Source organism: Providencia sp. PROV200, assembly GCF_049901995.1.
GTDB lineage: Bacteria > Pseudomonadota > Gammaproteobacteria > Enterobacterales > Enterobacteriaceae > Providencia > Providencia rettgeri_E.
In genome coordinates, this window is record NZ_CP096307.1 from 1,182,081 (window position 1) to 1,194,123 (window position 12,043).

Below are 12,043 nucleotides of genomic sequence, written 5' to 3' on the forward strand. Positions count from 1 at the left end.
GTATGGCAAAAAATACAATGGATGAAATTTATTTGATTAATTTATCCTCTAATAATGCAGGTTGCGGTATAAAAATTAATGATATGCTTATTATGGATAATGAAAATGCTACTGAAGGGATGTATTCTGCAGGCCAAAATATATCGAGTATACTAACCAATGAACTAAATACATTAAGTTTAATTATGTATAATGATTCTGTTCTAGCAGAAGAAGAAAAACTAACACCGGAAATGTGGTGTGAAGTGGAACTAAATAAGTTATCCGAAAATGGTAATAGCACATTTATATCAGGTATTAAATTAGCTGGAAATAACGATGGGAAAATAATTATTTCCGATAAATATAAACATAATATGGATCAAGTTTATTTCGGTGGCTCCAATAGAAAAAGTGAAGGAAGTATGCTAGAAGCAAAAAACCAATTTAATTTACAAGGGCTCCCCAAATGGCAATGGGAAAAAGCAACGCCTGTAACGGAATCCGATATTCCTAAGGTTCAAGCGTTTTATTTAGAGCTACAACAAGCCTTTGCTGATAAAAATCTCAACAAATTAAAATCAATGGGTAAAATATCATGGGATGAGTTTGCTTATGCAGATAATAGTTCCCCTGATCTATTTTGGAACTCTCTAGAATTTAAAGAAATGCTAGATGAAGGATATAAGCCAGCTAAAATAGATTGGAGTCGCTATATATTCAGTACTTATGAAGATAAACGAATATTCCGTTATGAAATTGGTTTTAGCCGACTGTCACCAATAAAATTAGTTAGCCCTGAAGGTCGAACATTTCACTACAATCCCTATTTATCCATTATTGATGGAAAAGTCACGATTGTTCGATAAGGAATTAATTTATGCCAAACATTATTCTTATTGGTGATTCTGATACAGGCCATGGTAAACATGGCCCAACCCAAGTGATTACAGGTTCACCAACAGTAAAAGTCGATGGTAAGGCGGTTGCTCGGCAAGGGGATGCGTTAGCGCCTCACGGTGGGCATTCAAGAACTATCGTTGGTGGTTCAAGTCGTGTATTTATTGATGGTAAACCTGCGGCCAGAACAGGTGATACAGTAAGTTGCGGTGGCGTATTAATGGGTAATTCAACGGTAAAAATTGGTTAGAAAATACGATGTTATGACGGATAATGATTGAGTTCGCTAGGATTGATGATAGTAAAGAAATTAGTGCTACACCAGATAGTCAATATTAACATTAAGTGGTTAATATAAGGATATTTAATGCGCAAGTTAGCGATCGGTTTGGTATTAGTGATAGTTGTAATTTTTACTCTGTTAGTTAATTCCTACAATACAATCCAAAAAAATGATGAGTTAGTCTCTGCGGCAGCGTCAGAATTATTAAACCAATATCAGCGTCGATTTGATTTGATCCCTAATCTGGTCAATACAGTTAAGGGATATTCAAGTCATGAAAGCAATGTGTTACAAGAAATTGTAAAGGCGAGAGCGTCTGTCGGAAAAATTAATGCGGATAGTCGCGTGTTTGATGATCCTGAAATTTCTGCGAGCTATCAAAAAGCTCAAGATAATTTAGGGCAATCTCTATCACGTCTGTTAGTCATTTCAGAAAATTACCCTGAATTGAAAGCAAACTCACTCTATCAAGACCTGATGGTACAGTTGGAGGGGGCTGAAAATCGTATTTCAGTTGCAAGAGGGCGATATATCGAAGCAGTACGAAATTATAATACTCAAATCAGGCTGTTCCCTTATAACTTCATTGCGAAATTTATGGGGTACGATAAAAAAATTAATTTTAACGTTGAGAATGTGCATGAAATCAAAAAAACACCAATGGTGGATTTTAGCTCATGATACGCAATATTTTATTTTTATTCTCTTTACTATTATTGAGTGTCATTGCGAGCGCATCAGTGAATAATATACCTCCATTGAAAATGGATCGGGTCATTGATCGTGCAAATTTATTGACGGCGCAGCAATTTAAAACGCTAAACAATTTATTGATTAATTTTGAAAATAATCGAAATGATGGTTCACAATTTGTTGTTTATATCGTTCCGACTACTGGGAGTGAAAATATCGAAATTTTCGCAAATCGTGTTTTTAATCAATGGGGGATAGGTAAAAAGGGGCTTGATAATGGATTATTGCTTGTTGTGGCAATAAGTGACCGCAGTGTTCGCTTTGAAGTCGGGTACGGCTATGAGGAGACATTTACCGATGTTCTTGCTGGGCGAATTATTCGAAAAAATATGTTGCCGTATTTTAGAGCAGAAAACTATTATAAGGGTATTGAGCAAGGGATTATAAATGCCATTCATGTAGCTAATGATAGACCAATAAGCTCAACGAATTCTCTGATAGATCTTATTCCCCTTAAAATATTACAAACACATTTTATTTTAATTTATATGGTAATATTAGGGCTAATTTATTGTTTTCAGCTTGTATTTTCAACGAAAAAACTGAAAAGAAAAATTAATCACGTGATAGCACAGTCAGGTAAAAAAAAGAAAGATTCAGAAAAGCGGGGATATAAGTTAGGTGCAAATCAGCTAAAACGGTTAAAAAATTATCTGAATTACTCATTCTATTTTCCAACATCATTTTCGCTGTATTTCCCTGTAGTGTTTTGTTCAGTCGTTGTCATTTTTTATACACAAATAATTTTTAATGGTATTGTTAACCCTTTTATCTTGTTACTGATGGTGGTGTTATCATTATTCTTTAACCTTATTTCATTAACCGTGCTGTTTATTGGCATTAATATCTTATTTCCGATTTATCGACAGCAGAGAAAAGAATGGAAAGCGATTTGTGAGTTCAGTCGATTGGGTTCGCCTTTTTATCAACCTTCATATTCAGTAAACACATCCCATAAACACGCTTCTAATTTTACTTCCAGTCACGATTTCAGTTCATCGAGTACATCGAGCTCATCAAGTTCATCAAGCTCATCAAGTTCATCAAGTTCATCAAGTTCATCAAGCGGTGGGGGAGGCGGCTCTAGCGGGGGTGGCGGTGCTTCTGGCCATTGGTAAAGTATCTGGACTTGGCTTTTTAATAAGTTTTATATTGCTGTTAAGGAGGGGGAACTCATATTAAAACTAAATAAAGGATATGAACCTGCTGGAATCGATTGGAGTAGATACACATTTAGTTCATATGAAGATAATCGTACTTTCCGTTATGAAATTAATTTTAGTCGGCTATCACCAATAAAATTAGTTATTCCTGAAAGTCGAGCATTTCACTATAATTTCTACCTGTCGATTATCGATGGAAAAGTCATCATAGTTCGATAATAAAGGGGGGATTAACGATTAGTTCCCAAACAAAGTTTATTTTGTTAAAAAACTAATAATAGGACAGAATTGACCTACTGTTATGTTTTTATTGGGATGGCTTATCCTCATAATCGTTCTCGCTGTCAAGTTAGCGATAAATTTTGGGCGAATTGTCTAAATGGATTATTCAGACTTGTTTTAAATGTGGTATTTAAGATAGTAAAGTCAGTCTGGAGATATTATTTTTCACTCTGCTATCATTGGCAGCTAATTTAATAAGGAACATTAATTACTATGTCTATGGTTCATAACCGATTCAGCTTGATTGCTACCATCATTGGCGCGTTTAGCATTCTTGTCATACTTGCTAGTCAAAGCTTTGAACGCGAATACGCTCAATCTAAACCTAAGATAGAGCAAATAGTTCATGAAAAGGTAAGCAGCATTAAAAAAGCAACAATTGATGCCATTAAAGGAAAAAAATATCAGGAGCCACCTGTAGACGAAGCCAAAGAACAGCGACAGATTTTGCTCGATAAAATTGAATTAGCAAAACAGCTCAGTATCACTCTTGGCGTATTTGGGATTATTTTTGCAGCCATTTCATTTATCCGTGGTGAGAATAAAAATTCAGGTCGGATAGCTTTGGCGCTCAATGGCAGTGTACTGGCTATCTCACTTTTATTATACGCAGCGACAGGCTTAGCCGGTATTGTTGCGGTTTTACTTGTTATTTGGTTAATTGGTAACTTTTTTGATATTTTTAGCATTTGTTAACTAGGTTTTGAATGCTTGTTTATCCTGAGGCTACGGTTAATTTATATTCTATAAAAAGCACTTTTAAGGTTATTGTGGGGACACGGTAACGTTACTCCTCTAAAAACTGAAGAAAAGTTATCCGTGTCTCTGAATTATGGGTCGACCATAGGCTCAAACAGGCATTTTTGAACTGATAGCGACATAAAAGGGGTTCTCTAAATCTATTTAGTGTACTTGGCTACTCCATCTTAGTGATGCAAAAACCAATACTAAACCCGAAACAGTGAGTACTAAGCCTAAGTGTTGGCTCCAGCCAGCGACCATTAGACCGATGGCGAGTCCGATGTAGTAAAATAAACCTAAAATTGCGCCAGCGGTGCCTTTTCTGTCACCATAACGGTTTAATGCATGGGCAAGTATGTTCGGGATCGCAATTCCGTAACCAATAACGACTCCGATAACGGGTAAAACGAACCAAATTGAATCCATTAGCACAAAAACCAAACAGCCACTCACTAAGGAAATCGCGCTAGACAGTTTTACAAGCTGCTCAGATGTGTGTTTTTTAGCCAATAAATAGCGATTTGCTATCGAACCTAAACCAACCCCAAGCGCTAATAATATCCCAGTTAATCCAAACTGTTGTTGAGTGAGCATTAATTGTTCAAAACTGAATGGAGCCAGCTGATAATAGCTAAATAAATTAATGTTGAAAAATGCTATCAAGATCACATTTCTAGCAATTTCTTTATCAGCGATCATGCGTAAAAATGTCTCAGTAAATGAGACTTGGGTCACGTTTTCAGGCTTGGTCTCAGGTAAACGACAGGCTGACCAGAGAAAAAGCACCACTGCTAAAATAGCTAAGCCGATAAAAACAGTTCGATAACCGCCAAAACTGACGAGTCCAGCACCCGATAACATTCCCAAGGCGGGACTGATTGCCAAAGCAACACCCATGATAGAAAAAACTTTCGCTAATTCATGGCCTTGGTAGCTATCACGCATAGCGGTTTGTGTACCGATTGAACCGACGGCAGCACCAAATGCGGATAACATTCTCATTAATAATAATAAATAAAAATGTGTGACGAATAACGCGCCAATAGACGCAATACCGTAAATTAATAAACCCGCCAAAATAGTCGGGCGACGCCCTAAGGTGTCACACATACGTCCCCAAAACACCACGCCCAATGCAAAAGCAAAGAAATAAAGCGACAGTGTTTGTGAAGCTTGTTCCGCATTTACTGAGAAAGCGCTGGCAATATCAGTGAGAGCGGGGCTGTATATGGTTTCCACAATTTGAGGAAACATCATTAAGGCAACAGCAAGCCATAATGAAAGAGGATGTTTCATACTTTTTCCTACCAATCTACTAAAAAGAAAGGGTCTAATCAGACACAACGATTCAATGGCAGGCAGTTTAGTGTTATTTTTATTGTCTTATTACAATAATAAAGACTATAAATATCAAAAAAGAGACATTATGGCTTGGTTAAATCAAACAGATGAGTTTCAAACGCATTGGTACAGCGCCCCAGTATTGGGCATTGCAGCAAAAATGGGGCAGCATGACTCTGGTTTTCATAAACATGAAATGGGACAACTTTTGTTTACACAACAAGGGTGTATACGAATTTCACTGGAAAATCGCCTCTCTTTGCTTCCTCCTGGTCGGGTGGCTTGGATCCCACCATTTGTCCTTCATCGGGCACAAATGCAGGCATCCGTGGGGTATCGTTCGGTTTATTTATCAGAAGAATATGCCAAAGAAATTGGAAACGATGTGGTTATTTTGAATATTTCCCCATTGCTAAGGGAAGTGTTAGAACGTATTGCGATTGCGCCGTTTGAGAGTGATTGGCTGCGGGGGCGTTTGGCCAACTTATTACCGGTATTTATCGATGAACTACAAAGTGCAGCTTTAGAGCCAACACTGTTGCCATTACCGCAAGATAGACGCTTTAAAGGGATTGATATCGAGCAATTACCACCGAATTTAAATCAGTTAGCGCAGACTATCGGTGCGAGTGAGAAAACAATCACGCGTATTTTCCTGAAAGAAACAGGCATGACATTTCAAACATGGCGACAACAATGGCGGTTTATTAAAGCGATTGAATTACTCGCACAAGAAAAACCTTATCACTATATTACTCAAGAACTTGGTCTGACAAGTGATAGCGCGTTTATTAGTTTTTTCCGAAAAATGAGCGGGATGACACCAAGGGAATATCAACAGCAGTAAGCTGAATGATCCTCGTAAAAAAGAAAAAGCCCCGAAAATTCGAGGCTTTAGCATATGTAGGGGTTCAGATTTAATTAAATATTATTTTTTTGCTAATTCAGAGTTGAATTCACGTTTGTCATAGCCGGTATATAGCTGGCGAGGGCGGGCAATTTTCAGGCCGTCATCGTGCATTTCATTCCAATGTGCAATCCAGCCAATGGTACGTGCGATGGCGAAGATAACTGTGAACATTGAAGATGGAATACCCATTGCTTTCAAGATGATACCTGAGTAGAAGTCAACGTTCGGGTACAGTTTTTTCTCAATGAAATACGGGTCGTTCAATGCGATGCGTTCTAGCTCCATTGCAACTTCCAGCAGGCTGTCATTCAAGCCCAGTTCGTTCAGAACTTCATGGCAAGTTTCACGCATTACGGTTGCACGTGGGTCGTGGTTCTTATAAACACGGTGACCGAAGCCCATTAAGCGGAAAGAGTCATTTTTGTCTTTAGCGCGCTCGATAAATGCTGGGATGTGCTCAACGGTTTGGATCTCTTCCAACATACGTAAGCAAGCTTCGTTAGCCCCACCGTGAGCAGGCCCCCACAGTGAAGCAATACCTGCCGCGATACAAGCAAATGGGTTTGCACCGGATGAACCTGCAGTACGAACTGTCGATGTTGAGGCGTTTTGCTCGTGGTCAGCGTGCAGAATCAAAATACGATCCATTGCGCGCTCTAAAACAGGATTAACTGTGTATTCTTCACATGGTGTCGAGAACATCATATGCAAGAAATTACCCGCGTATGACAGGTCATTACGTGGATAAACAAAAGGTTGGCCAATTGAATATTTGTAACACATCGCTGCGACTGTTGGCATTTTCGACAGCAGACGATAAGCCGTAATTTCACGATGGCGAGGGTTATTAACATCCAATGCATCGTGATAGAAGGCTGCTAGTGCGCCAGTAACACCACATAATACAGCCATTGGGTGTGAGTCACGGCGGAAACCATTAAGCATGCGAGTAATTTGCTCATGGATCATGGTATGGCGAGTCACCGTATTTTTAAATACGTCATATTGTTCTTGAGTTGGTGCTTCACCGTATAGCAGGATATAACAAACTTCGAGATAAGAGGCTTCAGTGGCGAGTTGATCGATAGGGAAACCACGGTGCAACAGGATGCCTTGATCACCATCGATATAGGTGATTTTTGATTCACAGGATGCAGTAGAAGTAAAACCAGGGTCGTAGGTAAAAAACCCTTTAGAACCTAAAGTTCGGACATCGATAACGTCTTGACCAATCGTTGGGCTTAAAATATCTAGGTCAATATCACCCTTACTACCAGTCGTTAGCTTAGCTTTGTTATCAGCCATTACGGTCTCCTTAGCGCTTGATAATCGACACCCAACAACCCAGAAGCCCAGCGTTATACTGTGTCTTCGTGCATTGTTCTACCGGTATGCTTTGGAAATCAGCTCGCTATCACATAAAACCTGAAATCTGAGACCGACGACAATGTAGTTAGGTTGTTTATGAGTGTGTAGATGTTATGTTCTTTTTGTTGTTTTCCCTACAATATCATTATTTGTGGTAAGAGGAACAACTTTCATAACTTTTGTTATTAATACCCATCATAGTTCAAATTGAAGAGTATTTAACATTGCAACATTCACGTTTTTTTCTTTTACGATGAAGTGTCAACAGCACCGTTAAGATAATTCTGCCAGACCTATATGTAAGATAAATGTTGAATCATTGTCAAATAAGATAAGCACATTTATACAAAATGTTTAAATCGTGATCCCTCTCACTGTTCGGGCTAAATGTCTCCAAACATTTTGTGTGGGAATTGTAATGGCATTGTGAAGACTTTATACTAGCGGCAGGTCTCCGGATTACCCTGTAGTAGGAGTTCCCAGCGTGATCAGTATGCAACTTTATTTAAACATGATGGATTAGAGTTTGTGTTAAGTTGCATTTTGTACCCCTGTCGCTGTCTGATTTCCACCCCAGGTCCGGAGGATGGAAAATAATAAAGAGCTGTGTGGGCAAAATTGTGAAAAAACAAAGACCTGTCAACCTTGATTTGCAGACGATTCATTTCCCGATCACTGCAATATCTTCGATCTTGCACCGTGTCTCTGGCGTCATTACTCTCATCGCAGTTGGTATTCTGCTTTGGTTGTTAGGGACATCTCTCTCCTCTCCAGAAGGTTTTCAATACGCGTCTGAAATAATGACTGGCTTTTTTGCTAAGTTCATTCTTTGGGGCATCTTGACAGCTTTGGCTTACCACATCTGTGGTGGTATTCGTCATATGCTAATGGATTTCGGTTGTGTTGATGAAACGCTTGCTGCTGGTAACTCATCTGCAAAAATTACATTTGTCATTACCGTGATTTTAGCAATTCTGGCGGGGATTTTAGTATGGTAAGTAATGCTTCTGCTTTAGGCCGTACTGGTATCCAGGACTGGCTATTAATCCGTGGTTCTGCGATTGTTATCGCGCTCTACGTACTCTACATTGTTGGTTTTGTTGCTATTAACGACATTACCTATGACGTCTGGCGTGGCTTTTTTGCTTCTTCTGTGACGAAAGTATTCACTATCCTCACGTTGTTCTCGATTCTTGTTCATGCGTGGATTGGCATGTGGCAAGTGCTGACTGACTACGTTAAACCTTTAGCAATTCGTTTAGTATTGCAACTGGCTATCGTTGTAGGTCTGTTGGCTTATTTAATTTACGGAACAATTGTTGTGTGGGGTGCATAAATGAATCTGCCAATCAGAGAGTTTGACGCTATTGTTATCGGTGCGGGTGGCGCAGGTATGCGCGCAGCACTTCAAATTTCACAGATGGGCCTATCTTGTGCGCTTCTGTCAAAAGTTTTTCCAACCCGTTCTCATACTGTATCAGCGCAAGGTGGTATCACGGTTGCTTTAGGTAACACGCATCCTGATAACTGGGAATGGCACATGTATGACACTGTTAAAGGTTCCGACTACATCGGTGACCAAGACGCTATCGAATATATGTGTCAAACAGGGCCAGAGGCTATCCTCGAATTAGAACATATGGGGTTGCCATTCTCTCGCCTTGATGATGGAAGTATTTATCAACGTCCATTTGGTGGTCAGTCTAAAAACTTCGGTGGTGAGCAAGCTGCGCGTACTGCAGCCGCAGCTGACCGTACTGGCCATGCACTGTTACATACCTTGTATCAACAGAACTTAAAAAACCATACAACCATTTTTTCTGAATGGTATGCCCTTGATTTAGTTAAAAACCAAGACGGCGATATTGTAGGTTGTACTGCAATTTGTATGGAAACCGGCGAACTGGTTTATTTCAAAGCGAAAGCAACTATTTTAGCAACGGGTGGTGCGGGTCGTATTTACCAATCAACCACTAATGCGCACATCAATACGGGTGATGGCGTGGGAATGGCTGCTCGTGCAGGTGTACCACTACAAGATATGGAAATGTGGCAATTCCACCCTACGGGGATCGCTGGCGCGGGTGTTCTCGTGACAGAAGGTTGCCGTGGTGAAGGTGGTTACCTGTTGAATAAAGACGGCGAGCGTTTCATGGAGCGTTATGCGCCGAACGCGAAAGACCTTGCGGGTCGTGACGTTGTTGCGCGTTCAATCATGATTGAAATTCGTGAAGGTCGTGGTTGTGATGGCCCATGGGGTCCACATGCTAAACTGAAATTGGACCACTTAGGAAAAGAAGTTCTGGAATCTCGTTTACCGGGTATCCTTGAGTTATCTCGTACCTTTGCTCACGTTGACCCAATCAAAGAGCCAATCCCTGTTATCCCGACTTGCCACTACATGATGGGCGGTATTCCGACTAAAGTTACAGGCCAAGCCATTCGTTATAACGAAAAAGGTGAAGATGAAGTCATTCCTGGCTTGTTTGCAGTCGGCGAAATTGCCTGTGTGTCAGTACACGGCGCTAACCGATTAGGCGGTAATTCACTGCTCGACTTAGTGGTATTTGGTCGCTCAGCGGGTCTGCATCTGAAAGAATCCATCATGGAGCAAGGTTCAATGCGTGATGCATCTGAATCTGATATTGATGCAGCAATGACACGTTTTAACCGTTGGGAAGGTGCTCGCACGGGTGAAGATCCAACTGAAATCCGTAAAGCACTGCAAACCTGCATGCAGCATAACTTCTCGGTATTCCGTGAAGGTGATGCAATGGCGAAAGGTTTAGAAGAGCTGAAAGTGATCCGTGAGCGTTTGCAAAATGCACGCCTTGATGATACTTCGACTGAGTTTAATACGCAGCGTATCGAATGTTTAGAACTGGATAACCTGATGGAAACGGCTTATGCAACGGCACAAGCTGCAAACTTCCGTACAGAAAGTCGTGGTGCGCATAGCCGCTTTGACTACCCTGAGCGAGATGATGCGAATTGGTTATGTCACTCATTATATTTACCGCAATCTGAAACGATGACGCGTCGTGAAGTCAACATGCAGCCAAAATTGCGTGAAGCCTTCCCACCGAAAATTCGTACCTACTAATGCGTGGTGTTAATCCAGTTGCGGAGAAATAAACTATGAAATTACAATTTTCGATTTATCGCTACAATCCTGATGTGGACAACGCACCACGTATGCAAGATTACACGCTAGAAGTTCCTGAAGGGCGTGACATGATGTTACTGGATGCGTTAATCCAAATCAAAGAGCAAGACCCAACACTCTCTTTCCGTCGTTCTTGTCGTGAAGGGGTATGTGGTTCCGATGGCCTGAATATGAACGGTAAAAACGGGTTGGCGTGTATTACGCCATTATCCGCGTTAATCCGTGGTGGGAAGAAAATTGTCATTCGTCCATTACCGGGTCTGCCTGTTGTGCGTGACCTGATTATCGATATGACTCAGTTCTATACCCAATACGAAAAAATTCGTCCATATTTGATTAATGATAACAAAAATCCACCAGCGCGTGAGAATTTACAAACTCCTGCACAACGTGAAAAACTCGATGGTTTATATGAGTGTATTTTGTGTGCTTGTTGTTCGACTTCTTGCCCATCGTTCTGGTGGAATCCAGACAAGTTTATCGGGCCTGCAGGCTTGTTGGCAGCGTATCGCTTCTTAATTGATAGCCGCGATACTGAAACTGATTCACGATTAGATGATCTGAACGACGCTTTTAGTGTCTTCCGCTGTCATAGCATCATGAATTGTGTCAATGTATGCCCTAAAGGGCTAAATCCAACGAAAGCTATCGGTCATATTAAATCTATGTTGCTAAAACATAGCGCTTAATTATGAATATTTAACCCACAGTGCTTAGGTGCTGTGGGTTAAAATAGGAATAGCACAAAATAAAAACATAAGTTAAAAGAATCGCGTAAAGTAAAAACAATATTAGGAGTTTAATGCGCGGAAGCTCACAAAAGCGCGAAAACGAAATACCAACAAAGAGCATCAGAAAGTAACATTGTCACCCATAAAAAGTAGTACTTATTAAAACGTTGTCATTACAAAAGCGTAAAAAAGTGAAAGCAAAGAAAGTAACAGTAACAAGTAGAAAAAATAGCCAACTGCAAAAGATGAAGACGACAGCCCACGCATAGGGGCCTTTAAAAACCGCAGCCAGTTTTTAAAGGTTCCTTAAAAGGGAAACCCTTACTGATAAAGGGCCTCCCAAAGAGAGAACATGCATAAAGCACGTCCAAGAGAACCTTTATCGAGGTCGCTTAAATGCGGCAATTAGTTAACCACGGCGAAAAC

12 protein-coding genes are annotated in these 12,043 nt (G+C 40.3%); 10 read left to right on the top strand and 2 right to left on the bottom strand.

The genetic code is table 11. From position 1 onward, the window contains the following. Nucleotides 1–2: 2 nt before the first annotated feature. From M1E86_RS05235 to M1E86_RS05255, 5 genes are all read left to right on the top strand, one after another. Nucleotides 3–848 (top strand): hypothetical protein, encoded by an 846-nt coding sequence (locus tag M1E86_RS05235; protein ID WP_285316247.1) that lies wholly within the window; start codon nucleotides 3–5, stop codon nucleotides 846–848. Between the two features lie 11 nt (nucleotides 849–859). Further along, the gene (locus M1E86_RS05240; protein ID WP_213913423.1) at nucleotides 860–1,129 is read left to right on the top strand and encodes a type VI secretion system PAAR protein; all 270 of its coding nucleotides are present in this window, start codon (nucleotides 860–862) and stop codon (nucleotides 1,127–1,129) included. A 117-nt stretch (nucleotides 1,130–1,246) separates the two neighbouring features. Continuing rightward, nucleotides 1,247–1,843, top strand: a complete 597-nt coding sequence (locus tag M1E86_RS05245) for a LemA family protein (RefSeq protein WP_213913424.1) — start codon at nucleotides 1,247–1,249, stop codon at nucleotides 1,841–1,843. Continuing rightward, a complete protein-coding gene (locus M1E86_RS05250; RefSeq protein WP_213913425.1) occupies nucleotides 1,840–3,033 on the top strand; it encodes a TPM domain-containing protein in 1,194 nt (397 codons plus the stop codon). The genes M1E86_RS05245 and M1E86_RS05250 overlap by 4 nt, the downstream gene beginning before the upstream one ends. A 540-nt stretch (nucleotides 3,034–3,573) precedes the next feature. Then, the gene (locus M1E86_RS05255; protein WP_125895160.1) at nucleotides 3,574–4,056 is read left to right on the top strand and encodes a hypothetical protein; all 483 of its coding nucleotides are present in this window, start codon (nucleotides 3,574–3,576) and stop codon (nucleotides 4,054–4,056) included. 207 nt (nucleotides 4,057–4,263) lie between these two features. Here the strand turns inward: M1E86_RS05255 and M1E86_RS05260 are convergent, their stop codons facing one another. Then, a complete protein-coding gene (locus M1E86_RS05260; protein WP_125895162.1) occupies nucleotides 4,264–5,397 on the bottom strand; it encodes a multidrug effflux MFS transporter in 1,134 nt (377 codons plus the stop codon). Nucleotides 5,398–5,527: 130 nt separating this feature from the next. On the opposite strand from M1E86_RS05260, the gene M1E86_RS05265 reads away from it, so the two are divergent. Next, the gene (locus tag M1E86_RS05265) at nucleotides 5,528–6,289 is read left to right on the top strand and encodes an AraC family transcriptional regulator (RefSeq protein ID WP_213913426.1); all 762 of its coding nucleotides are present in this window, start codon (nucleotides 5,528–5,530) and stop codon (nucleotides 6,287–6,289) included. Nucleotides 6,290–6,370: 81 nt separating this feature from the next. On the opposite strand, the gene M1E86_RS05270 is transcribed toward M1E86_RS05265, so the two are convergent. Beyond that, the gene (locus tag M1E86_RS05270) at nucleotides 6,371–7,657 is read right to left on the bottom strand and encodes a citrate synthase (protein WP_004909058.1); all 1,287 of its coding nucleotides are present in this window, start codon (nucleotides 7,655–7,657) and stop codon (nucleotides 6,371–6,373) included. 671 nt (nucleotides 7,658–8,328) lie between these two features. Between M1E86_RS05270 and sdhC the strand changes: the two genes are divergently transcribed. From sdhC to M1E86_RS05290, 4 genes are read left to right on the top strand one after another with little or no spacing between them, the layout of a single operon-like run. Next, complete coding sequence (gene sdhC, locus M1E86_RS05275) at nucleotides 8,329–8,718, top strand: succinate dehydrogenase cytochrome b556 subunit (protein WP_004909059.1); 390 nt, start codon at nucleotides 8,329–8,331, stop codon at nucleotides 8,716–8,718. Beyond that, complete coding sequence (sdhD, locus tag M1E86_RS05280; protein ID WP_004256832.1) at nucleotides 8,712–9,056, top strand: succinate dehydrogenase membrane anchor subunit; 345 nt, start codon at nucleotides 8,712–8,714, stop codon at nucleotides 9,054–9,056. Before sdhC ends, sdhD begins: the two co-directional genes overlap by 7 nt. After that, on the top strand, nucleotides 9,057–10,823 hold the full coding sequence (gene sdhA, locus M1E86_RS05285) for a succinate dehydrogenase flavoprotein subunit (RefSeq protein WP_125895166.1): 1,767 nt from the start codon (nucleotides 9,057–9,059) through the stop codon (nucleotides 10,821–10,823). A gap of 35 nt (nucleotides 10,824–10,858) precedes the next feature. After that, entirely contained in the window at nucleotides 10,859–11,575 is a 717-nt protein-coding gene (locus M1E86_RS05290) for a succinate dehydrogenase iron-sulfur subunit (protein WP_004256824.1), read from the top strand. The last annotated feature ends 468 nt before the right edge of the window (nucleotides 11,576–12,043 follow it).

Bases quoted from the DNA above. Each gene is read 5' to 3' on its own strand.
- M1E86_RS05235 (WP_285316247.1), top strand. From the start codon at position 3: ATGGCAAAAAATACAATGGATGAAATTTATTTGATTAATTTATCCTCT.
- M1E86_RS05240 (WP_213913423.1), top strand. From the start codon at position 860: ATGCCAAACATTATTCTTATTGGTGATTCTGATACAGGCCATGGTAAA.
- M1E86_RS05245 (WP_213913424.1), top strand. From the start codon at position 1,247: ATGCGCAAGTTAGCGATCGGTTTGGTATTAGTGATAGTTGTAATTTTT.
- M1E86_RS05250 (WP_213913425.1), top strand. From the start codon at position 1,840: ATGATACGCAATATTTTATTTTTATTCTCTTTACTATTATTGAGTGTC.
- M1E86_RS05255 (WP_125895160.1), top strand. From the start codon at position 3,574: ATGTCTATGGTTCATAACCGATTCAGCTTGATTGCTACCATCATTGGC.
- M1E86_RS05260 (WP_125895162.1), bottom strand. From the start codon at position 5,397: ATGAAACATCCTCTTTCATTATGGCTTGCTGTTGCCTTAATGATGTTT.
- M1E86_RS05265 (WP_213913426.1), top strand. From the start codon at position 5,528: ATGGCTTGGTTAAATCAAACAGATGAGTTTCAAACGCATTGGTACAGC.
- M1E86_RS05270 (WP_004909058.1), bottom strand. From the start codon at position 7,657: ATGGCTGATAACAAAGCTAAGCTAACGACTGGTAGTAAGGGTGATATT.
- sdhD (WP_004256832.1), top strand. From the start codon at position 8,712: ATGGTAAGTAATGCTTCTGCTTTAGGCCGTACTGGTATCCAGGACTGG.
- sdhA (WP_125895166.1), top strand. From the start codon at position 9,057: ATGAATCTGCCAATCAGAGAGTTTGACGCTATTGTTATCGGTGCGGGT.
- M1E86_RS05290 (WP_004256824.1), top strand. From the start codon at position 10,859: ATGAAATTACAATTTTCGATTTATCGCTACAATCCTGATGTGGACAAC.